The organism is Myxococcus eversor (genome assembly GCF_010894455.1).
GTDB classification, from domain to species: Bacteria; Myxococcota; Myxococcia; order Myxococcales; family Myxococcaceae; genus Myxococcus; species Myxococcus eversor.
The window spans coordinates 366,584-392,394 of record NZ_JAAIXY010000009.1; the positions used below are offsets into that span (position 1 = coordinate 366,584).

Genomic DNA, 25,811 nt, shown 5'->3' on the forward strand with positions numbered 1-25,811 from the left:
TGCTGGCGCGCTACAGCGGACAGTGGGACGTGGTGGTGGGTTCACCAGTATCGGGGCGGACGACGAAGGAGGTCGAAGGGCTGATTGGCTTCTTCGTGAACACGCTGGTGGTGAGGACGGAGGCGTCGGGCGAGCTGACGTTCCGGGAGATGTTGAGGCGTGTCCGGGACGCGGTCCTGGGGGCGCTTACGCACCAGGACGTGCCGTTCGAGAAGCTGGTGGATGCGTTGCAACTGTCTCGCGACCTGAGCCGCTCGCCGTTGGTGCAGGTGTCCTTCGCGCTCCAGAGCGCACCGTCGGGAGACCTGTCGTTGCCGGGGCTCACGCAGCAACCGGTGGACGTGGGGACTCGGACCGCCAAGTTCGACCTCGCGTTGTCCGTGCGAGAGGACGTGGAGGGACTGTCAGGCTCCTGGGATTTGAACACGGACCTGTTCGACACCGCGACGGTGGAGCGGATGGCGACGCACTACCAGCGGTTGCTGGAGGCGGTCGTGGAAGTGCCGGAGGCGACGCTGCGAGCGCTTCCGATGCCAGGGCACCGCGAGGTCCCCGTGAAGGTCGCTGGTCCCCGCATCCAGTCACGCAGCGGCGAGCGCGTGATTCCAGAGGAGGGGTTGGAGGGCTTCATCGCTCCCAGGACCGCGATGGAAGAGCTGGTGGCGGAGACCTGGGTTCCGCTGCTGGGCGTGAAGCGCCTCGGCGCGGAGGACAACTTCTTCGAGCGAGGAGGACACTCGCTGCTGGTGATGCAGGCGGCGTCCCGGCTGAGAGCCGCCTTGGGACACGAAGTGCCGGTGCGCATGCTCTTCGAGGCACCCACGGTGTCCTCGTTGGCCGCGAGGCTGTCCACGTTGGTGCGGGGAAGCCTTGAAACTCGGAGTCCGGAGCTGCTCCCCGCATCGAGGGCGGATGCGCTGCCCCTGTCCTTCGCGCAGCAGCGCCTGTGGTTCCTCGACCGGCTGGAGCCGAACAGCCCGCTCTACAACATCGCCCTGGCGATGACGTTGGAGGGCGCGCTCGACCTTGGCGCGCTGGAGAAGGCGTTCCATGAGTTGGTTCGCCGCCACGAGTCCCTGAGGACGACAATCCGCCAAGGTGGGCAGGGCGCGATTCAGCACATCAGTCCCTCTGTGTCCGTGCCGCTGTCCGTGGTGGACCTGAGCGGTCTGCCCGTGGAGGCGCGAGCGCCCGAGGCCTTGCGACTCGGGATGCAGGAGGAGCAGCGCCCGTTCGACTTGAGCGCGGGCCCGTTGCTGCGAGTGACGCTGCTGAAGCTGAGCGAGCAGGAGCATGTGCTGGTGCTGGTGCTGCACCACATCGTGTCCGACGGCTGGTCGATGGGAGTGCTCACGAAGGAGTTGGAGGCGCTCTACGGCGCGCAGGTGAAGGGCGGAGACGCGGCGTTGCCGGAGCTGCCCGTGCAGTACGCGGACTACGCGGTGTGGCAGCGGGAGTGGTTGAAGGGAGAAGTGCTGGAAGAACAGTTGTCGTGGTGGAGGGCGAAGCTGGAGGGCGCCCCCGAAGCGCTGGAGCTGCCGACCGACCGACCGAGACCCGCGGTGCAGGGGCATCGCGGCGCGAGCATGGCGGTGCGGCTGTCCTTGGAGCTGAGCGCGAAGCTGAAGCGCTTGAGTCGCGCGGAGGATGTGACGCTGTACATGACGCTGCTGGCGGTGTTCCAGGTGTTGCTGGCGCGCTACAGCGGGCAGTGGGACGTGGTGGTGGGCTCGCCCGTGTCGGGTCGGACGAGAAAGGAAGTCGAAGGCCTGATTGGCTTCTTCGTGAACACGTTGGTGGTGAGGACGGAGGCGTCGAGGGCGCTGACGTTCCGTGAGCTGCTGGCGCAGGTCCGGGAGTCCGTGCTGGGCGCCTTCGCGCATCAGGAAGTGCCGTTCGAGAAGCTGGTGGATGCGTTGCAGTTGTCTCGCGACTTGAGCCGCTCGCCGTTGGTGCAAGTGTCCTTCGCGCTCCAGAGTGCACCGTCGGGAGACTTGTCGTTGCCAGGGCTCGCGCTGCGCCCGTTGGACCTGGGGACGCAGGTGGCGAAGTTCGACCTCGCGTTGTCCGTGCGAGAGGACGCGGAGGGCATGGCGGGTTACTGGGTGTTCAACACGGACCTGTTCGACACGCGGACCGTGGAGCGCCTGGCCATCCACTACGAGCGACTGCTGGAGTCCGCCGTGGCGATGCCCGACGCGCGGCTGGATGCGCTCGGGATGCCTGGGCACATTGAAGTGCCGGAGAGGACGCCGTCAGTTCGCATCCACGCCCGGCGCACGGAGCAGCGGGATTTGGAGCAGACCCTGGAGTCCTTCATCGCGCCCAGGACGGCGATGGAGGAGCGGGTGGCGGAGCTCTGGGCGCCGCTGCTGGGCGTGAAGCGCGTTGGCGCGGAGGACCATTTCTTCGAGCGGGGAGGGCACTCGCTGCTGGTGATGCAGGTGGCCTCGCGACTGCGGGAGACGCTGGGCCGCGACGTGCCGGTGCGGATGCTCTTCGAGTCACCCACGGTGTCCGCGCTGGCCTCGCGATTGGATGAACTCGTGAAGGACGGGCTCGGGACAGGTCGTCCAGAGCTGGTCCGTACAGCACGGGCGGAGGCACTGCCCCAGTCGTTCGCGCAGCAGCGCTTGTGGTTCCTCGACCGGTTGGAGCCGGGTGGCTCGCTCTACAACATCGCGCTCGCGATGAAGCTGGAGGGCGTGCTCGAAGTGAAGGCCCTGGAGCGTGCCTTCAATGAACTGCTCCGTCGCCACGAATCCTTGAGGACGACCTTCCATCAACATGAGCAGGGGGCCGTGCAGCGCATCCACGCCGCCGCCTCCCTGCCGTTGTCCGTGGTGGACCTGAGTGGCCTCGCCGTCGAAACCCGAGAGCAAGAGGCGCTCCGACTGGGAGCCGAAGAAGGACGGCGTCCGTTCGACTTGAGCACAGGCCCGTTGCTGCGAGTGACGCTGCTGAAGCTGGGCGAGCAGGAGCACGTGTTGGTGCTGGTGCTGCACCACATCGTGGCGGACGGCTGGTCGACGTGGGTGCTCACGAAGGAGCTGGAGACGCTCTATGGCGCCTATGTGAAGGGAGAGGCCGCGACGTTGCCGGAGTTGCCCGTGCAGTACGTGGACTACGCGGTGTGGCAGCGCGAGTGGCTGAAGGGGGAGGTGCTGGAGGAGCAGTTGTCGTGGTGGAGGACGAAGCTGGCGGGCGTACCCGAAGCGCTGGAGGTGCCCACGGACCGACCGAGGCCTGCGGTGCAGGGGTACCAGGGCGCGAGCGTGGCGGTGAGGCTGTCCTCGGAGTTGAGCGAGAAGTTGAAGCAACTGAGCCTGCGGGAGGGCGTGACGCTGTACATGACGCTGCTTGCGGGCTTCCAGGTGCTGCTGGCGCGCTACAGCGGACAGTGGGACGTGGTGGTGGGCTCGCCGGTGTCGGGGCGCACGACGAAGGAAGTGGAGGGGCTGATTGGCCTCTTCGTGAACACGCTGGTGGTGAGGACGGAGGCGTCGGGCGAGCTGACGTTCCGGGAGATGTTGGGGCGTGTGAAGGAGTCGGTGCTGGGGGCCTTCGGGCACCAGGAGGTGCCGTTCGAGAAGCTGGTGGAGGCTCTGAACCTGAAGCGCGACATGAGTCGCGCGCCGTTGGTCCAGGTGGTGTTCCAGCTCTTGAACACGCCTTCGGGAGACCTGTCGTTGTCCGGCCTCGCGCAACGCCCGTTGGACCTGGGGCTTCGTGCCGCCAAGGTCGACCTCGCGCTGAGCGTGCGAGAAACCGCGGAGGGTATCGAGGGAGCGCTCGAGTTCAGCAGCGACCTGTACGACGTGGCGACGATGGAGCGCTTCGGAGAACACCTGGAGCGTCTGCTGGAAGGCGCGGTGACCGAGCCGGGCCGACGACTGCGAGACCTTCCGCTCCTGAGCGAGTCCTCGCGGCGGGAGTTGCTGGCGCGGGGCGGCAGCGAAGCGCCCTTCGAGGGGGAGTGCCTGCACCGGTTGTTCGAGGCCCAGGCCGCGCGAACGCCCGAGGCCATCGCGGTGGAGATGGAAGGGCGGACGCTGACGTACGCCCAGCTCGACCGGAGAGCCCACAAGTTGGCCACGGTGTTGCGCAAGCGGGGCGTGAGGCCCGACGTGGTGGTGGGCCTGTGCCTGGGGCCGAGCCTCGATTGGGTCGTGGCGATGCTCGCCATCCTCAAGGCGGGAGGCGCCTACCTGCCGATGGACCCGGAGCATCCACCGGAGCGCCTCGCATACATGCTGGATGACGCTAAGGTCGCTCTGCTGGTGTCGCGCTCGGAAGAGAGGTCCCGACTCGCCTGGTCCGGGGCCACCGTATTGCTGGATGAAATCGGTGAGCTTGATGACCTGGTGGTGGGCGCGGAATCGCCGGCGCCCGAAGTCACGGCGCGAAACCTCGCGTATGTCATCTACACGTCGGGGAGCACAGGGCGCCCGAAGGGGACGCTGCTGGCGCACCGGGGCGCGGCGAACCTGGTGGAGTCCTTCCCCTCGTTGCTCGGCGGTCTTGGTCCGAGCGACAGGACGTTGATGTTCGCGACGGTGAGCTTCGATGCCTCCGTGGCGGAGGTCTTCCCCGCGCTGCTGCACGGTGCGACGCTGGTCCTGGCCCGGCGTGCGCAGATGGCGCCTGGAAGGCCGTTGGCGGAGTTGCTCGCGCGCGAGCGAATCTCCGTGGCGACCCTGCCGCCGTCGGTCCTGGCGATGATGCCGGAGGTCGAGCTTCCCAGTCTTCGAGTCCTGCTCTCGGCGGGCGAGGCCTGCACCGCGGAGCTGGTGGCACGGTGGAGTCCGGGGCGCCGTTTCGTCAATGGTTATGGCCCGACGGAAGGAACAGTGGCCGCGACCTGGGGCGAGTGCTTCCCAGGAACGCGCCCCACGATTGGCAGGCCGTTGCGCAACGTGGTGGTGCGGGTGATGGATGAAGCGGGCAACCTGGCTCCCACGGGAGTCTGGGGCGAGCTGTACCTCGGTGGCGTGGGACTGGCGCGAGGTTACCTGGGTCGTCCGGACCTGACGGCGGAGCGCTTCGTCCCGGACCCGTTTGGTGAAGGAGGACGGCTGTATCGAACGGGTGACGTGGTGCGGCTGCTCGAAGACGGAAGGGTCGAGTACCTGCGGCGCGCCGATGCCCAGGTGAAGGTGCGTGGCGTGCGCGTCGAGCCCGCGGAGGCGAGTGCCGCGCTCTCGGCCCATCCGGAGGTCCGGTCCGCCGTGGTCATGGGCCGGGAAGACACGCCGGGAGACATGCGGTTGGTGGCGTATGTGGTGCCGAGGGACGAGGCCCCGTTGACGGCCGATGTGCTGCGCGCGTGGATGAAGCGCTCGTTGCCGGAGCCATGGGTTCCTTCGGTGTTCGTGATGCTGCGCGAGTTGCCGCTCACGCCGAACGGGAAGGTGGACTGGAAGGCATTGCCCGCGCCCGAGGCGCACCGGCCAGAGCTGAGCGGTGGCTACGTCGCGCCTCGAGAGGGCCTGGAGCAGGTGCTCGCCCAACTGGTGGCGGAGGTCCTGAAGCTGGACCGCGTGGGCGCGGACGACAACTTCTTCGACCTGGGCGGCAACTCGCTCCTCTTGCAGTCGCTTCAGTTGAAGCTGGAGGAGCGGCTGGAGCGCAAGGTGCCGTTGGTGTCGCTGCTCCAGTTCTCCACCGTGCGCACGCTCGCCGCTCAGTTGGGGCCCGCCCCGGAGCCGGAGGCGCCTCGTCAGGCCGCGACTGCCGGAGACAGACGTGAGGGACTCCAGCGTCTGGCGCAGCAGCGACGACGACGACCTGGCTCGGATTAACGCAGCAGGCGTGCCAGCTTCGCTCCGAGCACCTCGACATGCGGTGCTTGCAGCATCGTGTGGTGGTCGCCAGGGACGACCTCCACGCGCGCCGCCGAGCCCAGGTCCAACCAGCCGAGCTCCGGGTGGGATGGGAAACCGGGAGGTGGCTGTCGGGCGCGGAAGTATTGGAGCTCGCCCCCGTCCCAGGGCGGCGGCACGTAGAGACTCAACGCTCGCGTGTTCGCGCGCAGCACGTCCAGTTGTCTGCGGGCCGATTCCAGCTCGGAGAACGGAGGCTCGATGCCGTCGCGTGCTGCTTCCTCCTGGAGCAGGCGGAACTGCTCTTCGACGGGCAAGTCCTTCGGCCACCCGGTGGACGGTGTGAACGTCTTCCCCGCGCGGAAGGTCAGCAGCGAGACCTGGTCCGCGAGCTCCGCGGAGACGTGTCCAGGTGGCGGCGTGTCCAGGAGCGCGCACAGGGGCACGCTGTCGCCTTCAGCCGACAGTCGGCGCGCCATCTCGTAGGCGATGGTGCCACCCAGGGAGGCGCCCACGAGCAGGTAGGGGCCTCTGGGGCGCACGGTACGAAGGACGGCGAGGTAGTGCTCCGCCATCTGCTCCACGGTGGTGTGGCTGGAGGCCCCCGCTTCGAGTCCCACCGACTCGAAGCCGTACATGGGGCGCTCGGGAGCGAGGTGTCTCGCCAGTTCACGGTAGAAGAGCACCTGTCCACCGGCTGCGTGCACGAAGAAGACGGGCACCCCGTGAGTTCCCTCCTGGAGCCGCACGAGGCAACTGGGGGCCGTGGGCGCGGCGTCGCGAGCACCGTCTCCAATGCGAATGCGCGCCGCGAGTCGGGCAACCGTGGGGGACTCCAGCACGGTCTTCAGGGGAAGCCGCGCGCCAAGGCGGTCCTGGATGCGCGCACTCAGGCGCAAGGCGAGCAGTGAGTCTCCGCCCAGGGCGAAGAAGTCATCGTGGATGCCGATGTTCTCCAGATGGAACGTGAGCCTGAAGCACTCCAGCAACACCTGCTCCGTGTCATTGCGAGGAGGCGCGGCATGAGAGCCCTCGTCGCGTTGAACCTCGGCACGCGCTGCTTCGCGGGCTTCCACGGCGCGAGCCGTCGTCCCAGTCGCCGTGACGGGCTCAATCCAGTGTCGCTCCCGGTCGAAGCTGTAGCCCGGCAGTGCGACGCGTCGGCGCCGCTCTCCAGCGCGGAAGCGCTCCCAGTCGATGGTGACACCCGCGAGCCAGGCTTCACCCAGTGAAGCGAGTGGATGCGGAGGCCGCTCCACCGAGGCGGATGCCAGGGTCGACAGCACGGGCTGCGACGTACGAGTCGGATGCCTCCGTGCGAGCGAGGACAGCGCCGTCCCCGGACCGACTTCGATGAAGGCCCGGTCTCCGCTGGAGAGCAGCAGGTGCAGTCCGTCGGAGAATCGCACTGTCTCGCGAAGGTGGCGGCACCAGTACATGGGGTCTGCCGCTTCGCGCTCACCGAGCCAGCGTCCGGTGAGGCTCGACACCACGGGCAGCTTGGGCGCACGCGGGGAGAAGCGGGAGACCACGCGCGCGAAGTCCGCCAGGTGCGGTTCGAGCATGACGGAGTGCGCCGCGTGGCTCAGATGCAGTCGGCGCGTCTCCACGCCCTGGCCCGCGAGCGTGGCCTCCAGCGCATCGAGCGCGTCCAGAGGCCCCGAGATGACACAGTCGGAAGGCGTGTTGATGGCCGCGACGGACAGCGAGGAGTTCAGCGGGGATTCCACCTGGGCCAGCGGCGCGAGGACCGCCGTCATCCCGCCAGGAGGAAGCCGCTCCATGATTCTTCCGCGCGCGGTGACCAGCTCCAGCGCCTCTTCGAGCGTGAAGACGCCGGCCAGACAGGCCGCGACGTATTCGCCCAGCGAATGGCCGAACAGGGCCTCGGGCTGGACGCCCCGGGACAGCCAGAGCTGCGCCAGCGCCCAGTTACATGTGAACAGCGCCGCCTGGGTCCACAGCGGACGCGCCAGCTCGCGAGCCGCCGAGTCGTAGCGCTCCGGAGGCGCGAACATCACCTCGCGCAGGTCGCCACCGAGTGGGCCACGCAGCAGCGCGGCACAGCGGTCCACGGCGTCGCGAAACGCGGGTTCACCGAGCAGCTCCGCGCCCATGTTCACCCGCTGCGCGCCTCCGCCCGGAAAGAGGAAGACAGCGCTTCGTCGGTCCACTTCGTCGAACGTGGTGCGAGGTCGAAGGGACTCATCCCGATGACTCAGTCGCGCGGAGGTCTCCGGGCGAGTGCTCGTGGTGACGAAGCGTCGCCAGCCGAAGCGATTGCGCCCGACTTGAAGGGTGTGCGCCACATCCGCGAGCGCGGCTTCGGTGTGGCCCAGGTGCTCCGCCAGTTCCGTGGTCATCCGCTCCAGCGCGGCCTCGGACCGGGCTGACAGCAACACCAGTTGTTCTTCTCCGCGAGGCGGGTCGCTCACCGGAGTGGGCGCCTCTTCGAGCACGACGTGCACGTTGGTGCCACCCATGCCGAACGAACTCACGCCCGCGCGTCGGGGGCCCGGACTGTTCCAGGGTCGAGGCTCGGCCACGATGTAGAAGGGGCTGCCCTCCAGCTCCAGCAGCGGATTGGGCCGACGGAAGTGGACGGTGGGCGGAAGCTGTCGGTGCTCCAGCGCCAGCACCGCCTTGATGAGTCCTGTCACTCCGGCCGCCGCGTCGAGATGGCCGAGGTTGCTCTTCACTGAACCCAGTCCGATGGTGCCCGGTGCAACGCCTCGGAAGACCTGCTTGAGCGCGGCGACCTCGACGGGGTCTCCCAGCGGGGTGCCCGTGCCGTGGGCCTCGATGAAGGAGATGGTGTGAGGCTCGACTCCCGCCAGGGCCAGGGCATCGCTGATGGCGGCGACCTGTCCGGAGACGGAGGGCGCGGTGAAGCCCGCCTTGCTGCTGCCATCGTTGTTGGCCGCTGAGCCGAGGATGACCGCGCGAATCGGGTCTCCATCCGCGAGCGCATCCTCCAGTCGCTTGAGGAGCACGACGCCGACACCGTTCCCCGGCACGGTGCCCGCCGCCTGGGAATCGAAGGCACGGCAGTGGCCATCGGGAGAAGAGATTCCGCCCTCCTGAGTGGGGTAGGCGACGAGCTGCGGCGAACGCACGGCCGCGCCTCCCGCGAGCGCCAGATTGCACTCCCCCGCGAGCAGCGCCTGACACGCGAGGTGCACGGCTGTCAGCGACGTGGAGCACGCCGTCTGCACCGTCAGCGCCGGCCCGGTGAGGTTCAGCTTGTAGGCCACGCGCGTCGCCAGGAAGTCGCTGTGAGTCCCGAGGATGCTCTCCGTCCAGTCACTGGAGCGCCGCTCCATGCTCGGAATGACGTTGGTCAGCAGATAGGTGCTGAGCGAGGCACCGCCATAGACGCCCACGTGCAGTGGCCGGGTCCGAGCGGCATGGCCCGCGGATTCGAGCGCGCCCCAACAGCACTCCATGAACAGGCGTTGCTGTGGGTCCAGTTGCTCTGCCTCGCGAGGGGAGTACCCGAAGAAGCGCGCGTCGAAGAGGTCGGCGCCTTCGATGACGCCCGCCGCCGCGACCCATCCCTCGCCCGAGGGGAAGCCCGCTTTCGCGCGCTGCTCGGCGTCCAGCACCGTGACGGAGTCGACACCCGAGATGAGGTTGGACCAGAAGCCCTGTGCGTCCGAAGCGCCCGGAAAACGCAGCGACAACCCGATGATGGCGATGGCCGTCGGGCCGGGCGGCTCATGAGACACGTTCTCACCCATCACCGAACTAGAGCATGGCTGGATGCGCGAGTTGAACGTGGTTGACCTCAGAGGCTGATAAATCTGATTTAACCTGAAATAGCTGTCGGGACGGAGGGGTCGTGATGAGCGCACCCGAAGTGAAGCGAGAGGTGGCGAGGGTGCGAAGCCTGCCCCCGTTGGTGCCCGTTCCGAGGGAGTCTCCTCCGCCGTTGTCCTTCGCCCAGCAGCGCCTGTGGTTCCTCGCGCAGGTGGACGCCGGGGGCTACTCCTACAACGTGCCCTTCTTCTCGCGGCTGAAGGGGCGGCTCGACGTGGCGGCGCTCCAGCGAGCGTTGTCGGCGCTGGTGCAACGACACGAAGCCCTGCGCACCACGTTCGGTGAAGAGGCCGGGAGGCCGGTGCAGCGCATCGCGCCCGATGCCTCCGTGACGATGTCCGTGGAGGTCGTGGCGGAGGAGGACCTCCTCCGTCTCGCCGAGGAGGAGGCGCGGCGCACGTTCGACCTGAGTACCGGACCGATGCTTCGCGCGCGGCTGTTGCGAGTGCACGAAGACGACCACGTGTTGCTCCTGATGCTTCACCACATCTCGTGTGACGGCTGGTCCATGGGGGTGATGGAGCGCGAGCTGCGCGAGCTGTATGGCGCCTTCACCGAGGGCCGCTCGCCGATGTTGCCCGTGTTGCCTGTGCAGTACGCGGACCATGCGCTGTGGCAGCGCGAGTGGTTGAAGGGCGAGGTACTGGAGTCGCAGCTCGCGTGGTGGAAGGCGCTGCTGGAGGGAGCCTCGCCCGCGCTGGAGCTGCCCGTGGACCGGCCGAGGCCGCCAGTGCAGACGTTCCGGGGCGCCAGTGTGGCGCTGCCCCTGTCGCCGTCGCTCTCGCAAGCGGTGAAGGCCCAGTCTCGCGCCGAGGGCGTGACGCCGTTCATGCTGTTGCTGGCGTGCTTCCAGGTGCTGCTGTCGCGCTACAGCGGCCAGCGGGACGTCGTCGTGGGGATGCCCATCTCCGGGCGGAACCGGCGCGAGCTGGAGAACCTCATCGGCTTCTTCGTCAACACGCTCGCGCCGCGTCTGGACGTGGATGGGGAGGAGTCGTTCCGGGCGATGCTCGGGCGGGTGCGTCGGCTGTGTCTGGGGGCCTACGCGAACCAGGACGTTCCGTTCGAGACGCTGGTGGAGGCGATGCGGCCGGCTCGGGACTTGAGCCGCTCGCCGCTGTTCCAGGTGATGTTCGTCATCGAGGGACCGCGCGCCCTGCCGTCGCTGCCGGGGCTCGCGGCGAGCCAGGTGGTCTTCGACTACGGCATGGCGAAGTTCGACCTGACGTTCTTCCTGCGCGAGACGGCCGAGGGCTGGGTCGGCATCTGGGAATACAACCAGGCGCTGTTCGACGAGGCGACCTTGCGGCGGATGGCGACTCACTACGTGACGCTGCTGGACGGCCTGCTCGCGGACCCGGGGCGACGCGTCGGTGACGTGCCGTTGTTGGATGAGTCGGAGCGGCGCGCACTGCTGCGTGAGTGGAGTGGCCGCGCGGATTCAAGTGCCGTGCCCGGTTTGATGCACGCGTGGGTTGAAGCGCAGGTGTCGCGCTCGCCCGACGCGGTGGCGGTGACGGACGGACAGTCGTCGCTGACGTACGCGAGCCTGGCGCGGCGCGCGAATCAGCTCGCGCATCACCTGCTGGGGTTGGGTGTTCGGCCGGGGGGCACGGTGGGGTTGTGCCTGGAGCGTGCGTCCCTGGAGATGCCGGTGGCGGTGCTGGCGACGCTGAAGGCCGGCGCGGCCTTCCTCCCGTTGGACCCGAGCTACCCGTCGCAGCGCCTGGAGCAGATGTTGGAGGACACGGGCGCGCCCGTGGTGCTCGTGCACGGCGCGTTGGAGCGAGCGTTGCCCGAGCGCGCCGGGACGCGTCGGGTGCGCCTGGAAGAGGAGGCAGGGCGGATTGAGGCGAGGCCCGTGCATGCTCCCGCCGTTCCGCTCTCGCCGGAGACTCCGTGCTACTTCGTCTACACGTCAGGGAGTACGGGGCGGCCCAAGGGCATCCTCATGTCTCATCGCGCGGTGGGGAACATGCTGCGCTGGTTGCTCGCGCGCACGGTGGACCCTGGGGCGACGACGCTGCAGTTCGCCTCGCTGAACTTCGATGTGTCGTTCCAGGAGATGTTCGGAACGTGGTGCCTGGGTGGCACGGTGCTGCTGGTGGGCGAGGAGGCGCGAAGGGACCCGGTGGCCCTGTTGCATCGCATGGTGACTCACGGCGTGGGGCGGCTGTACCTGCCCTTCGTGGCGCTCCAGGCGTTGTGCGAGGTGGCGCAATACGAGGCCGTGCTGCCGCCGCTGCGCGAGGTGGTGACGGCCGGTGAGCAGTTGCAGGCGACGCCCGCGCTGGTGTCCTTCTTCGAGCGCCTGCCGGGGTGCGTGCTGGAGAACCAGTACGGCCCTTCAGAGGCCCATGTCGTCACGGCCTGGAGGGCTCGAGGCCCACCCGGGACATGGCCCGCGCTGCCGCCCGTCGGCGTGCCCATCTCGAACGTGAAGGTGTACGTGCTCGACGAGCGGGGCGCTCCGAGTCCCGTGGGTGTGGTGGGAGAGGTGTTCGTCGGGGGGGCGAGTCTCGCGCACGGGTACTGGGAGCGCGCGGAGCTGACCGCGGACCGGTTCATCCCGGATGCGCTGAGTGACGAGCCGGGCGCGAGGCTGTACCGCACGGGGGACAAGGCGCGGTGGCTGGGGGACGGGAACCTTGAGTTCCTGGGGCGCGTGGACGGGCAGGTGAAGGTGCGCGGCTTCCGCGTGGAGCCAGGTGAGGTGGAGGTGGCGTTGAAGGCGCTGCCGGGGGTGAAGGACGCGGTGGTGGTGGTGGTGCGACAGGAGGAGGGTGGGGAGAAGCGACTGGTGGGCTACGTGGTGCACGCGGAGCCGTGGGACGCGGAGGCGTTGCGGTCGCGGTTGGGGCAACGACTGCCGGAGTACCTGGTGCCGAGCGTACTGGTGCGACTGGATGCACTGCCGCTGGCGCCCACGGGCAAGGTGGATCGCAAGGCACTGCCCGCGCCGGGAAGGCCGCAGCTCGCGTCGCGCGGCGCGCATGAGGGGCCCCGCGACGAACTGGAGCGGAAGCTGGTGCGCGTGTGGGAAGAGGTGCTGGGCGTGAGTCCCGTGGGCGTGACGGAGGACTTCTTCGCGCTGGGCGGCCATTCGCTGATGGCCATCCGGCTGCTCGCACGCATCCGAGGCGCGGTGGGCAGGGCGTTGCCGGTGTCGACACTCTTCCAGCGCGCGACGGTGGAGCATGTCGCGTCCGTGCTGCGCCGGGAGTCAGCGACGACGTCCACGTGGAGTCCGCTGGTGCGACTCCAGGAAGGGCTGGGACAGAGGCCCTTCTTCTGTGTGCACGCGGTGGGTGGCACTGTGCTGAGCTACGCGGAGCTGGCGAAGTCGTTGGGGCCCGAGCAGCCGTTCTTCGGGCTCCAGTCGCGTGGACTCGAGGGAGATGTGCCTCCATGCGAGAGCATCCCGGAGATGGCGAGCCTCTATCTCTCCGCGATGAAGGAGGTGCAGCCACGTGGGCCGTACCGGCTCGGAGGCTGGTCGATGGGAGCCAGCATCGCGTGGGAGATGGCGCACCAGCTCCAAGCGCAGGGCGAGCGGGTGGAGGTGCTCGCGCTCATCGACGGCTTCGTGCGTCCGTTCGACGGAGAGGGCTCCGCGCCTGGGCACGATGAGGCCCGGCGCTTCGGCGCGATGTTCTATTCGGACCTGATGCGCGCGGCGGGGAACGTTGTCGACCTGACGGATGAAGGGCTCGTGCGACAGGACCCCGAGGCGCTGATGCGCACCCTGGCGGCGACGAGCAGTGGAGTCCAATCACTCGAAGTCCTGCGCCGGGTCTTCGAGGTGAACCTCCTGGCGGCGTGGAGCTACGTGCCGGCGCCCTACGCGGGGCCTGTCGTCTCCATCGAGGCCACGGGCACCACGCGCGTACACGGCTGGGAGCAGGTGGCGACGGGCGAGCTCACCGTCCACGCGATTCCGGGCGACCACTACTCCATCTTGCGCGGGCCCGACGTGACACGGCTGGCGTCACTGCTGCGTGAGTGCTTCGAGCGGACCCAGGACGTCACTGTTCGCGCTTCGTGACTCCTGGCACGTGCAAGAGAGCGGCGGCATCCCACCGCTCCCGAACTGCTCAGTACCGCCGGACGCTCTGCTCCGGGCCGGAGCCGCGGATGCGCCAGACGGTGAGGCGCTGCGAGTTGGTGTGGCTCACCACCATGCCGTCCTGCTGCATCTGCTCCAGCAGTCGGTTCGTCTTCAAGCGGTCCAGGCCCACGGCCTTCGCCAGCACGTCACCGGGCAGGCCGGTGATGTTGCGGCGCAGCTCGTTGACGATGGCCTTCTTGAACTCGTTCTTCTGCAGGCCGTCCAGGTCCTGCGTCTTCCACGCCTGGAGCACGCCCGCGGCGATGAGCACCAGCGTCAGAATCGCCACCAGCGGATAGATGATGTGGCTGTTCTGCTCCAGGACCTCGAAGTACTTCGGGGACATGGAGGAGACAGGACGGGTGTAGTCCGGCACGATCTGCGCGAGCAGGCCGGAGAGCTGCATGGACATTGCGGGAAAGGTCGCCACGGCTCCCCAACTCTAGGGGGAGCCGCGCCTGCCCCGCAACTCGCACGCCGCGTCAGACGACGCCCATGGCCTCGGAGGCGCCCTCGGCGAACAGCGTCGTGTCCGCCTTGGCCAGCAACATGGCGAGCCCCTCGCGCGACTGGGCGCTGATGGCCACCCCGCCCCGCGAGCGCAGCAGCGTCTCCACTTCCTCCGCCGGCATCAGGTCCGCCTTGTTCCAGACCATCAACCGAGGCTTCTCCATCAACCCCAGCGACGAGAGGATCTTCTCCACCGCCTCCACCTGCTCGTCCCGCGCCGGGTCCGCCGCGTCCACCACGTGCAACAGCAGCGTCGCGTCGTACAGCTCCTCCAGCGTGGCTCGGAAGGCCGCCACCAGGTCCTTGGGCAGGTCCCTGATGAAGCCCACCGTGTCGGTGATGATGACCTCGCGCTCCTGTGGGAAGCGAAGCCGGCGGCTCGTCGGGTCCAACGTGGCGAACAGCTTGTTCTCCGCCAGCACCTGCGCGTTGGTAATCGCGTTGAGCAGCGTGGACTTGCCCGCGTTGGTGTAGCCGACGATGGAGATGACTGGCAGCTCGCGCCGGTTGCGCTGCGCGCGACGCACGCTGCGCTCCTTGCCAATCGCGTCGATGCGCTTCTCCAGATGCGTGATTCGCTCGCGCACCCGGCGTCGGTCGATTTCGAGCTTCGTCTCGCCAGGGCCTCGTCCGCCGATTCCACCCGCGAGCCGGCTGAGCGAGTCGTCGCTCTGCACCAGCCGGGGCAGCCGGTACTTCAGCTGCGCCAGCTCCACCTGGAGCTTGCCCTCCGCGCTCTGCGCCCGCTGCGCGAAGATGTCGAGGATGAGCTGCGTGCGGTCCAGAATCTTGAGGCTGGTGGCCTCGCCGATGTGGCGCCCCTGCGACGGGGTGAGGTCCTTGTCGAAGATGAGCAGGTCCACCATGGACTGCATCGAGCGCAGGTTCAGGTCCTCCAGCTTGCCCCGACCGATGAGGTAGCGAGGGTCCGCCTCGCGCTTCACCTGGAGCACGCTGTCCACCACCTCCACGCCCGCCGTGCGGGCCAGCTCCCGCAGCTCCGCGAGGCTCGCCTCCGCCCGGCCCCGGTTTCCGTCCAGGCACACCGCGACGAGGATGGCCTTCTCCCGGCCTCCCACCGCGCGCGCCGCCGCCTTGCGGCTGAACTCCTCCTCCAGCGCGCCCAGCGTGTCCGTCAGGTCCGGCTGCTCCCCGTGCACGGAGGGCAGGGTGGAGACGTGCCAGAACTCACCCGTGCCGTTCTCCGGTACCAGGTAGGCGTAGTGCAGCACGCCCGGCAGGCCCTCCTGGCCCACGCCCACCGCGGCCACGCAGTCCAGGCGCAGGAGCGCGAGGTCCGTCAGGTCGTCCTTGGTGAGGGGCTCGCTCTTGAGGTGCGTGTGCACCAGCCGCAGGCCACGCAGACGCACCTGACCCGCGCGAGCACGACCGATGTCGGGCAGCTCGAGCTTGTGGGCATTGCCCACCACCACGTGCTCGATTTCACCCTTCCGGTTGATGAGCACGCCCACCTGGCGGTTCGTCTCGTGGGACAGCTCGGTGAGGTGGCGGGCGAGCTCGGGCGACACGATTTCGTGCGGTGACACGCGCCGGCGGAAGGTGTTGCGCAGCCGGTGCTGCTCGTTCGCCTTGAGGCCCAGGGTGTTGCCGAAGATTTCCTTCAAACGCTTGCTCCTCTGACGAGGACCGGCCGTCCCCGTCCTTCCCGGCACTTTATACGGCGCCGCGTCCAGGTGGCTGACACCACCGTTCCGGGCCGGATTGCCGGAACCGTAGTGAACACACGGCCCTTGCGCGCTGTTTCCGTTTCCGTCCTAGGCTGCCGCGCGTGAGTCACTCGGGACGTAACGCCCTGCGCGCCGCGAAGCGCGTGGTCGTGAAAATCGGCACCAACGCCCTCACCCACGCCACCGGCCGGTTCAACCGCGAGCACTTCGTGGCGCTGGGGCAGGACCTGCTCTGGGCCGCCCAGGGGCGCGAGCTGGTGGTGGTTTCCAGCGGCGCCATCGCCCTGGGGATGGAGCGACTGGGCCTGTCCGCCCGGCCCCGGGACATCCCAGGCAAGCAGGCGTGCGCCGCGGTGGGACAGAGCCGGCTCATGCAGGCCTACGAGGACGTCTTCGGAGGGCAGGGCCAGGCGGTGGCGCAGGTGCTCCTCACCCACGAGGACATGCGCGACAGGCGGCGCTACCTCAACGTGAAGCACACGCTCGAGCGTCTGCTGGCCGCCAGCGTGGTGCCCGTCATCAACGAGAACGACACCGTCTCCGTGGACGAGCTGAAGTTCGGCGACAACGACACGCTCGCGGGCCTGGTCGCGGGCGTGGTGGAGGCGGATGCCCTCATCCTCCTCTCCGACGTGGATGGACTGCACACCGCGGATCCGCGACGCGCCGCGGGCGCCAGCCTCCTGGAGACGGTGGAGGTGGTGACTCCGGAGGTGCTGGCCCTCGCGGGAGGCACGTCCAGCGGCGTGGGCACGGGCGGCATGGCGACCAAGGTCCGCGCCGTCGCGAGCGCCGCCGAGCAGGGCATCCGAGGCGTCATCACCTCCGGCGCCGTGGCCGGTCGCCTGCGCGCCGTGCTGGAGGGCGAGCCCGTGGGCACGCTCTTCGAGCCGACCGGCGCGCGCCGGGGCTCGCGCGCGGCTTGGATTGCCCATGCCCTGCGCCCGCTGGGCACACTCACCGTGGACGCCGGAGCGCGCGAGGCCATCGTCCAGGGCAAGCGCAGCCTCCTGCCCAGCGGCGTGCGCGGCGTGGACGGGGACTTCGACCGGGGCGACCCGGTGGATCTGGCGGACGAGTCCGGAGCGGTGTTCGCGCGGGGCCTCGCCTCGTATGACGCGCAGGAGCTGCGGCGCATCGCTGGACGGCGCACGTCCGACATCGAGTCGGTGCTGGGCTACCGCTACCTGGATGAGGCCGTGCACCGCGACGACCTCGCGGTGCTCTAGCGGGAGACGGAAGGGGCGCGGGTCAGATGGAGCAGGCGGAGGAGCCGTTGCCGCCATCCGTGCTCAGCTGCATCAGCGCGCGGAACTCCGGAGAGTCCACCTTCATCAGGAGCAGCGACACTTCCAGCTCACCGGGCACGCGGCCGAGCTGCAACTTGCGCTGCTGTCCGTGCAGGAGCGCGAGCTCCGAGTGACCCTTGGCCTCCGGCAGGAGCAGGTCCAACTGGAGGAGGAACGACTCGCCCTCCGCGCGGGGCATCAGCACCAATCGGTAGTCCGCGAGCGGAGCACCCGGACGACGGCGCTCGGCGCGCAGCGTGCGGCCCGTCTCTCCCAGCAGCTTGGGCTGGGCGACCAGCCGGCCTTCGCGCCAGACTTCGACGGCGAAGTAGAGCGGCTCGGCTTCAGCGGACGAAGGCATCACCCCACAGGCCAGCCCCAACAGCAGTGCCAGCCCGGCAACCACGTTACGGAAGGTGCGGTTCATGGTGAGGTTCCCTTCTGAAGCTGGCGCAGGAATATCCCAAGTCGCGCCCATAGTGCGAGCCCTCCTTGGTCGGCTTTCGGGTTCCTACCTGATTGACAAATATCGCACAGGTGAATACCTGCTTGCCTGTTCAGTCGTGGCCAGCTAACTGCCTGCCCCCCGCACCGGCCGGGCCGTCGTTTCCCGCTGTCACGTACCCCTTCCTTGACCCCCCGGGGTCCGCCCGGCATCGTCGCCGATCTTCCCGAATGGACCGCACCGAACGCATCCTCGACCTCGTCGCTCTCTTGCTCGACGCCCGCGAGCCCATCAGCTGGGCCGAGCTGCGCGAGCACTTCCCCGCAGACTACGGAGGCTCGGACGACGCCGCCGAGCGCAAGTTCGAACGCGACAAGGCAGAGCTGGTGGAGCTGGGCTTTCCCCTCACCTATGTCCAGGGCGATGACGAGCGCCGCGATGGCTACATCGTGGACCGTGACGCCTACTACCTGCCGGAGGCGGACCTGACGAAGGAGGAGCTGGCCGTGCTCTACGCCGCCGGCTCCGCGGCGCTCGCGTCCGGCGTCTTCCCCGGCAGGGATGACCTGGCGCACGCGCTGCGCAAGATTGGCTTCTTCGCTGGCGAGTCGCTGCCCACGCCCAGGGTCCGCATGGAGCTGGGCGCCACGCAGGCGGGACAGGAGAAGGAGGTCTCCGCCCGCCTGGAGCAGCTCTGGGAGGCCTGCGCCGCGCGCAAGTGGGTGGAGATGTCCTACGCCAGCCCCAAGCACCCGGGCACCACGCAGCGCAAGGTGGACCCGTACGGGCTCGCGCTGCGCCGGGGCGTCTGGACGCTCGTGGGCTACTGCCACCTGCGCGGCGGTCTGCGAACGTTCCACGTCCACCGCGTGCGTGAGCTGAAGGCGAACACCGCGCGTCCTCGCACGCCGGACTTCCAGGTGCCGGAGGACTTCTCGCTCGACAACCACGTGGCGTACTTCCCGTGGCAGCACCGCTTCCACGAGCCGGTGGAGGTCGTGTTGCGGTTGTCCGGCGCGCTGGCGTCGCGTGCCTCGGGCCTGTTCCCGGGCGCGGTGCTGGAGACGGTGGCCGAGGGCGGAGTCACGCTCGCGCGGCTGCGGGTGAGCTTCCTGGATGGACTGGCGCGCTTCTGCCTCTCGCTGGGGGCGGACTGTGTCGTGGAGGGGCCGGAGAGTGCCCGCTCGCGGCTGAGGGAGATGGCCGCGCGCGTCGCCAACCGCCATGCGGACGCGCTGGAAGACAAGGTGAGCGCATGAGCAACGTCCACGAGCGGCTCCGCCGCCTGCTGTTCCTCGTCCCGTATGTGTCCAAGCACCCTGGCGTCACGGTGGAGTCGCTCGCCCGAGCCCTCAACATCAGCCGCGAGGACCTGCTGGAGGAGCTGGACCTGCTCACGTGCGTGGGCCGGCCTCCCTTCAACCCGGACGACTACATCGATATCTACGTGGACAATGACCGCGTCTATGTGGACCTGGACCAGCGCCTCTTCGCCCCGCCCCGGCTGACGGCGGGAGAGGCCGCCGCGCTGGCCGCGTCGGCGGAGCTGTTGCGCCCCGCCTCCGGTGACGCGCTCCAGAGCGCCCTCCAGAAGCTGGAGCACGTGCTGCCGCCCCAGGTGCGCGAGCGCTACCGGGAGATGTACCGGAAGATTGATGCCTCCACCGAGGCCCCCCAGGCGCTCGGGCCGCTCACCCGCGCGATTCTCGAAAGACGAGAAGTCATGTTCGGTTACGCCAGCCCGGGCCGGGCCGCCGAGCCGCGCCGGGTGCGTCCGTATGAGCTGCTCAGCCACCGGGGACAGTGGTATCTCCAGGGTTTCTGCCACACCCGGCAGGACGCTCGCCTGTTCCGGTTGGACCGGATGGAAGACCTCACCGTCACTGAAACGCCATTTCTCCCCCCGCCCGACGCCCGGGCGGACGTTCCCAACCCGGCCCGGAGCAGCTCCGAGGCGTCCGTGCGCGTGCGGTTCTCGCCCGTGGCGGCGCCCTACGTGAAGGAGCGCTTCGGCCAGGACGCTCGCCCGCTTGCCGATGGGGGCGTGGAAGTCCTCGTGGCCGGCGACAGCGAGCGCTGGCTGACGCAGTGGGTGCTGTCGTTTGGTGGCGAGGCGGAGGTGATGGAACCGGTCTCCGCGCGAGCGGCCGTTGCCCGAGCGGCGCGTGCCTCGATAGGATTGTAGGGCCCCCATGCCTTTCCAGCTGACGATCTCCGAGGGAAAAGACGCCGGCAAGGAGTTCGTCTTCGACCAGGACTCCGTGCTCATCGGTCGTACGTCCGAATGTGACGTCGTGCTGTACGACCCGGGCGTGTCCCGCAAACATTGCCGCCTGTTCCTCGATGGCGACGCCTACAGCGTCGAGGACCAGGGCAGCGCCAACGGCACCTTGCTCAACGGCACCGCGGTGCAGACGCAGGCCCTGGAGGACGGCGACAAGCTGACCCTGGGGCCGGTGACGTTCGTCTTCGCCTTGATGACGGAGGAGTCCACCGGCGAGGAGGAACTGCCCGCCGGGGCGGAGGAGGGCGCGAACAGCACGCGCATCGTCTCCGTGGACGCGCTGAAGCGTCAGCGCAACAAGGGCGTGGCCCTGGCCCCGGATGGCGCGGACGAGGAGTCCCTGGAGGAGATTCGCCAGGGCGCCACCCGCAACAACCTGCGCGCGCTGCGGCCCGCGGGGCAGAGTGGTTCGCGCGCGGCGCTGGCCGCGTCGAACGAGCCCGCGGCCATCGAGCGGGCTCCCGCCTCGGCCCCCGCGCCTCGTCGTCCGCAGCCCAGCTCCGCGCCCGTGCGCGCGCGGCCGTCCGCCAATGCCGGAGCTGGCGCGGGCAGTGGGTTGTCCGCCGCCGAGCGCGCCCGCATCCGCCGTGAGTCCCCGGGCCTGGTGGCGAGCGCGAAGCTGTTCTGGGCGGACGCCAGCAACATGGTGCGCGGCGGCCTGGTGGGCGGCGGCGTCGCCGTGGTGCTGGGCCTCTTCGGCCTGTTGTACTGGCTGGTGCTCAGCGAGGTGGACATGGGGCCGGTGGGCGAGGAGCCCTCGGTGCTCACCCAGCAGCCCATCCGCGACTCGTTCGGCCTGGGGCCGGACGTGACGTGGGCCCGGGCGGACATGAAGATCTTCGAGTGGGAATACACCGCCGCCACCAAGGCCGTGGTCATCCTCCACTACCAGGCGCAGGGCATCTCCAAGGACGAGGTGATGGTCAGCGTCAACGGCGTGGATGTGGGCAAGGTGCCCCCGGACACACTGGCCAGCCAGGACCGCTCGCTGGAGCTGATGATTCCCTCCCAGCACCTGAAGAAGGGCGAGCCCAACCGCATCGTCTTCGACAACACCAAGAATCCGCCGGGTGAGGACCCCTGGCGCATCTGGAACGTGTGGGTGGAGCGCGCGCTCTTGCCGGACCTGCTGCCCGAGGAGCTGCTGCGTCAGGCCACCGAGTCCTACAAGCGCGGCCGGAAGAACAACGACACGCCGGACATCGGTGCCCGCAACCGCTACGAGGCGTGGAAGTCCTTCCGCGAGTCGTGGCTGATGCTGGAGGCCCACCCGGAGCCCAAGCCGGACCTCTACTACGAGGCGCAGGAGCGCATGAAGACGGCCCAGCAGGAGCTGGACAGGACGTGCGCCAAGCTGCTGCTGGAGGTGGAGGGCTACTACAACCAGGGCAACTACAAGGCCGCCTCCGCCACGCTGGACCACATCAAGCAGTACTTCCCGGAGTTCGACCAGCCGTGTGCCACCCGCGCCGAGAACAAGCGCGGAGAGTACGGGCTGTAGCCACTTCCTGTTTTCGCCGGGATGCACCGTCCCCCAGTGGACGGTGCATCACCCCATGGGGCCGTTCAGGCGGCCCTTCGGGTTGCCGGCCCGGGGCGCCGTCCTCAACGTAGGAGGACCATGCGCGACCTGGAGGCGATGAGCGAGAGGACGGGAGTGTCGGGAGAGGTTCTTCCCGAGCCCGGCTGTGCGCGGAGCCCCCTGCCGGAGCGAGCGCCCGTCTGGAGCCCCGGGGTCTCCGGCCTGCTCCTGGCGCGCTACTACCTGCCTCGTGGACACGCGGTGACGCGCGGCAACGCGTGCGTGCTGCTGCGCGACGGCGTGGAGGCGTATCCGGCGATGCTGGACGCCATCCGGCGGGCCCGGCGCTACATCCGCCTGGAGACGTACATGTTCATCACCGACGCCGTCGGTGAGCTGTTCGGCCAGGCGCTCGCGGAGGCCGCCGAGCGCGGCGTGCACGTGAAGGTGCTCTACGACGCGGTGGGCTCCTGGACGAGCCGCAAGGGCTACTTCGAGGAGCTGCGCCAGCGCGGCGTGGACATCCGCTCCTTCAAGCCCTTCAACCTGTCGCGCGGCTGGCGGCACCTGCTGCGCCGGGACCACCGGAAGATTCTCGTCGTCGACGGCGAGGTGGCCTTCACCGGCGGGGTGAACATCTCCGAGCACTGGGCCCCAGAGGGGCAGGGCGCCGGTTGGCGCGACGACGTGCTGCGAATCGAAGGCCCCGCGGTGCACGTGCTGGAGCGGCGCTTCCTGGCCACCTGGCGGATGATGTTCCAGGACCGCATCCACCGCTGGGCGTCCGGGCTGCAGCACCGCCTGCGCCGGCGGCGGGGCGCTTCCTCCCCGCGCGGACCCACGGGCCTGGCGGTGCTGTCCAGCCGGCGGAGCATCCACCGCGCCTACGTGCACGCCATCCAGCGCTCCCGGCGCAGCGTGCTCATCGCCGCGGCGTACTTCATGCCGGACCGGAAGCTCGTCGTCGCCCTGCGCGACGCGGCCAAACGGGGCGTGGAGGTGAGCCTGCTCCTCAACGCCCGCAGCGACCACCCCCTGATGGAGTTCGTCACCCGGGCCTTCTACGAGAAGCTCCTGGGGGCGGGGGTGCGCATCTTCGAGTGGCAGCGCGGGGTGCTCCACGCGAAGACGGCCGTCGTCGACGGGGCCTGGGGCACCATCGGCTCGTTCAACCTGGAGCGGCTGAGCCTGGCCTTCAACCACGAGGTGAACGCCGTGTTCGCCGACCCCCGGCTGGGTCAGCAGTTGGAGGACTCCTTCCGGACGGACTGCGGCGACTGCCGCGAGGTGACGCTGGCGGAATTCCGCCGCCGGCCCCTCTGGCGCAAGCTCCTGGAGCGCGCCCTGTACAGCCTGCGCAAGCTCATCTGACGGATGGGGCTTGTCTCCGCCCTGTCTCGCCGTGACGGGACAGGGTGTCGGAGACGACATTCCCCAGCGGGACGCATGGTTCCGATGAGCGGGGCTGGACTCTTGCTGGGTCAACAGTCCATCGCAGGATGCGCGCGCAGGAACCCTTTGCAACGCGTCAAAGGCGAGCCTAGAAGTGCCCACATCCTGCGCACGGAAGGGCACCTCACATGACCGACAGTTTCGGCACGAAGTCCAAGCTTCAGGTGGGCTCGGCCACCTACGACTACTTCAGCCTGAGCAAGCTGGCCAAGGCACATCCCTCCGTGGATCGCCTGCCCTTCTCGTTGAAGGTGCTGCTGGAGAACCTGCTGCGCAACGAGGATGGCCGCGTCGTCAAGCGCGAGCACGTCGAGAAGATGCTGGCGTGGGACCCCAAGGCCACCCCGGACGTCGAAATCTCCTTCCACCCCGCGCGCGTGCTGCTCCAGGACTTCACCGGCGTGCCCGCCGTGGTGGACATGGCGGCGATGCGCGAGGCCCTGGCCACCATGGGTGGCGACCCCGCCAAAATCAACCCGCGCAACCCGGCCGACCTGGTCATCGACCACTCGGTGCAGATTGACTCCTTCGCCACGACGGCGGCCTTCAAGGAGAACGCGGAGCTGGAGTTCGAGCGCAACCGCGAGCGCTACGCCTTCCTGCGCTGGGGACAGAGCGCGTTCAAGGGCTTTGGTGTCGTTCCGCCGGACATCGGCATCTGCCACCAGGTCAACCTCGAGTTCCTGGCGCAGGTGACGTTCCGTCAGGGCACCACGGTGTACCCGGACACGCTGGTGGGCACCGACAGCCACACGACGATGATCAACGGCCTGGGCGTGGTGGGCTGGGGCGTGGGCGGCATCGAGGCGGAGGCCGCGCTGCTCGGCCAGCCCATCACGATGCTCATCCCCCAGGTGGTGGGCTTCAAGCTCAACGGCGCGCTGCCCGCGGGCGCCACCGCGACGGACCTGGTGCTCACCGTCACGCAGATGCTTCGCAAGAAGGGCGTGGTCGGCAAGTTCGTGGAGTTCTTCGGCCCCGGTCTCAAGGGCCTGTCCCTCCCGGACCGCGCCACCATCGCCAACATGGCGCCCGAGTACGGCGCGACCATCGGCTTCTTCCCCGTGGACGAGGAGAGCCTCAACTACCTGCGCTTCACCGGCCGCCCCGACGCCGTCGTCGCCCTCACGGAGACGTACGCCAAGGAGCAGGGTCTGTGGCGCAAGGATGACGCGCCGGAGCCGCTCTTCACCGACACGCTGGAGCTGGAGCTGTCCACCGTGGTGCCCAGCCTCGCGGGCCCCAAGCGTCCGCAGGACCGCGTCCCGCTGACGGACATGAAGTCGGGCTACGAGAAGTCGCTCGTGGAGATGCTCGCGGCCGGCAAGAGCAAGGGCGAGGACGACGAGGGTGGCGGCAAGGCCAAGGCCAAGGCCCCCGCGGCCGAAGTCGCTCCGGAGCGGCTGGCCCAGACGGTCACCGTGAAGCAGGGCCGGGAGAGCTACCAGTTGGGCCACGGCGCGGTGGTGATTGCGTCGATTACGTCCTGCACCAACACGTCCAACCCGGCGGTGCTGGTGGGCGCGGGCCTGCTGGCGAAGAAGGCCGTGGAGAAGGGCCTCAACCCGAAGCCCTGGGTGAAGACGAGCCTGGCCCCGGGCAGCCGCGTCGTCACCGAGTACCTGCGTGACTCCGGCCTGCTCCCCTACCTGGAGGCCGTCGGCTTCCACGTGGTGGGCTACGGCTGCACCACGTGCATCGGCAACTCCGGTCCGCTGACGGAGCCCGTCGCCAACGCCGTCGTCGAGGGCGACCTGGTCGTCGCCGCGGTGCTCTCCGGCAACCGCAACTTCGAGGGCCGCATCAACCCGCACGTGCGCATGAACTACCTGGCCAGCCCGCCGCTGGTGGTGGCCTACGCGCTGGCCGGCGAAGTCGGGCTGGACATGGACAAGGAGCCGCTCGGCCTGGACCCCAATGGCCGCCCGGTGTTCCTCAAGGACATCTGGCCCACCAACGAGGAGATCAAGACGGTCATCCGCGCCTCGGTGAAGCCCGAGCAGTTCCGCAGCCAGTACGCCAACGCCATGGACGGCGACGCGCTCTGGCAGCAGCTGCCCGTGGGCAAGGGCTCCACGTTCCAGTGGGATGAGAAGTCCACCTACGTGCGCAAGCCGCCCTTCTTCGAGAACCTCCCGAAGGAGCCCAAGGCGACGCAGGACATCAAGGGCGCGCGCGTGCTGGCGCTCCTGGGTGACTCCGTCACGACGGACCACATCTCGCCCGCCGGCAACATCGCCAAGACGAGCCCGGCCGCCAAGTACCTGATGGCGGAGGGCGTGGAGCCCAAGGACTTCAACTCCTACGGCGCGCGTCGCGGCAACCACGAGGTGATGGTGCGCGGCACCTTCGCCAACATCCGCCTGAAGAACCTGCTCGTCCCCGGCGTGGAGGGTGGCGTCACCGTCCACATCCCCACCCGCGAGCGGATGAGCATCTACGACGCCTCCATGAAGTACCAGGCGGACAACACCGCGCTGGTGGTGCTGGCCGGCGCCGAGTACGGCACGGGCTCCAGCCGCGACTGGGCCGCCAAGGGCACGCAGTTGCTCGGCGTGAAGGCCGTCATCGCCAAGAGCTTCGAGCGCATCCACCGCTCCAACCTCGTGGGCATGGGCGTGCTGCCCCTGCAGTTCGAGGCGGGCCAGGACGCGCAGTCGCTGGGCCTCACCGGCCACGAGACGTTCGAAATCACGGGGATTGCGCAGGACCTGGCGCCGCAGAAGAAGCTCACCGTGAAGGCCACGGGCGAGGGCGGCACCAAGGAGTTCACCGCGGTGTGCCGCATCGACACGCCGAACGAGCTCGACTACTACCGGCACGGCGGCATCCTCCAGTACGTGCTGCGCCAGCTCGCGAAGGCGTAGTCCTC

At 68.9% G+C, this 25,811-nt stretch carries 12 protein-coding genes; 8 read left to right on the forward strand and 4 right to left on the reverse strand.

From position 1 onward, the window contains the following. The first annotated feature begins 2 nt into the window (after positions 1–2). Positions 3–5,801 (forward strand): non-ribosomal peptide synthetase, encoded by a 5,799-nt coding sequence (locus tag G4D83_RS20750; protein ID WP_275902381.1) that lies wholly within the window; start codon positions 3–5, stop codon positions 5,799–5,801. Here G4D83_RS20750 and G4D83_RS20755 read toward each other — a convergent pair. Further along, positions 5,798–9,562 (reverse strand): type I polyketide synthase, encoded by a 3,765-nt coding sequence (locus tag G4D83_RS20755; protein ID WP_163866518.1) that lies wholly within the window; start codon positions 9,560–9,562, stop codon positions 5,798–5,800. The two genes, G4D83_RS20750 and G4D83_RS20755, sit on opposite strands and share 4 nt — an antisense overlap. Positions 9,563–9,666: 104 nt before the next feature. Between G4D83_RS20755 and G4D83_RS20760 the strand changes: the two genes are divergently transcribed. After that, the gene (locus G4D83_RS20760; RefSeq protein WP_163866519.1) at positions 9,667–13,686 is read left to right on the forward strand and encodes an amino acid adenylation domain-containing protein; all 4,020 of its coding nucleotides are present in this window, start codon (positions 9,667–9,669) and stop codon (positions 13,684–13,686) included. A 49-nt stretch (positions 13,687–13,735) separates the two neighbouring features. On the opposite strand, the gene G4D83_RS20765 is transcribed toward G4D83_RS20760, so the two are convergent. Together G4D83_RS20765 and hflX are read right to left on the reverse strand one after the other, a co-directional pair. Then, positions 13,736–14,161, reverse strand: a complete 426-nt coding sequence (locus G4D83_RS20765; RefSeq protein ID WP_163866588.1) for a hypothetical protein — start codon at positions 14,159–14,161, stop codon at positions 13,736–13,738. A gap of 70 nt (positions 14,162–14,231) precedes the next feature. Continuing rightward, positions 14,232–15,884, reverse strand: a complete 1,653-nt coding sequence (hflX, locus tag G4D83_RS20770) for a GTPase HflX (protein WP_163866520.1) — start codon at positions 15,882–15,884, stop codon at positions 14,232–14,234. Positions 15,885–16,048: 164 nt separating this feature from the next. Here hflX and proB point away from each other — a divergent pair, with 164 nt between their 5' ends. Continuing rightward, a complete protein-coding gene (proB, locus tag G4D83_RS20775) occupies positions 16,049–17,176 on the forward strand; it encodes a glutamate 5-kinase (RefSeq protein ID WP_420826645.1) in 1,128 nt (375 codons plus the stop codon). Positions 17,177–17,198: 22 nt separating this feature from the next. Here the strand turns inward: proB and G4D83_RS20780 are convergent, their stop codons facing one another. Then, positions 17,199–17,663: a hypothetical protein gene (locus G4D83_RS20780; protein ID WP_163866521.1), complete on the reverse strand. Its 465-nt coding sequence runs from the start codon at positions 17,661–17,663 to the stop codon at positions 17,199–17,201. A gap of 248 nt (positions 17,664–17,911) precedes the next feature. On the opposite strand from G4D83_RS20780, the gene G4D83_RS20785 reads away from it, so the two are divergent. From G4D83_RS20785 to acnA, 5 genes are all read left to right on the forward strand, one after another. Continuing rightward, on the forward strand, positions 17,912–18,940 hold the full coding sequence (locus tag G4D83_RS20785; RefSeq protein ID WP_163866522.1) for a helix-turn-helix transcriptional regulator: 1,029 nt from the start codon (positions 17,912–17,914) through the stop codon (positions 18,938–18,940). After that, positions 18,937–19,866, forward strand: coding sequence for a WYL domain-containing transcriptional regulator (locus tag G4D83_RS20790; protein ID WP_163866523.1), 930 nt, complete (start codon positions 18,937–18,939; stop codon positions 19,864–19,866). The genes G4D83_RS20785 and G4D83_RS20790 overlap by 4 nt, the downstream gene beginning before the upstream one ends. Positions 19,867–19,873: 7 nt before the next feature. Beyond that, positions 19,874–21,466 (forward strand): FHA domain-containing protein, encoded by a 1,593-nt coding sequence (locus tag G4D83_RS20795; protein WP_163866524.1) that lies wholly within the window; start codon positions 19,874–19,876, stop codon positions 21,464–21,466. A 120-nt stretch (positions 21,467–21,586) separates the two neighbouring features. Then, complete coding sequence (locus G4D83_RS20800) at positions 21,587–22,858, forward strand: phospholipase D-like domain-containing protein (protein ID WP_163866525.1); 1,272 nt, start codon at positions 21,587–21,589, stop codon at positions 22,856–22,858. A 209-nt stretch (positions 22,859–23,067) separates the two neighbouring features. After that, positions 23,068–25,806 (forward strand): aconitate hydratase AcnA, encoded by a 2,739-nt coding sequence (acnA, locus tag G4D83_RS20805; RefSeq protein WP_163866526.1) that lies wholly within the window; start codon positions 23,068–23,070, stop codon positions 25,804–25,806. Positions 25,807–25,811 lie beyond the last annotated feature (5 nt).

Excerpts from the sequence above, each read along its gene's own strand:
- G4D83_RS20765 (WP_163866588.1), bottom strand. The coding sequence starts at position 14,161 with ATGTCCATGCAGCTCTCCGGCCTGCTCGCGCAGATCGTGCCGGACTAC.
- G4D83_RS20760 (WP_163866519.1), top strand. The coding sequence starts at position 9,667 with ATGAGCGCACCCGAAGTGAAGCGAGAGGTGGCGAGGGTGCGAAGCCTG.
- G4D83_RS20795 (WP_163866524.1), top strand. The coding sequence starts at position 19,874 with ATGCCTTTCCAGCTGACGATCTCCGAGGGAAAAGACGCCGGCAAGGAG.
- G4D83_RS20785 (WP_163866522.1), top strand. The coding sequence starts at position 17,912 with ATGGACCGCACCGAACGCATCCTCGACCTCGTCGCTCTCTTGCTCGAC.
- G4D83_RS20790 (WP_163866523.1), top strand. The coding sequence starts at position 18,937 with ATGAGCAACGTCCACGAGCGGCTCCGCCGCCTGCTGTTCCTCGTCCCG.
- G4D83_RS20780 (WP_163866521.1), bottom strand. The coding sequence starts at position 17,663 with ATGAACCGCACCTTCCGTAACGTGGTTGCCGGGCTGGCACTGCTGTTG.
- G4D83_RS20755 (WP_163866518.1), bottom strand. The coding sequence starts at position 9,562 with ATGGGTGAGAACGTGTCTCATGAGCCGCCCGGCCCGACGGCCATCGCC.
- G4D83_RS20800 (WP_163866525.1), top strand. The coding sequence starts at position 21,587 with ATGCGCGACCTGGAGGCGATGAGCGAGAGGACGGGAGTGTCGGGAGAG.
- acnA (WP_163866526.1), top strand. The coding sequence starts at position 23,068 with ATGACCGACAGTTTCGGCACGAAGTCCAAGCTTCAGGTGGGCTCGGCC.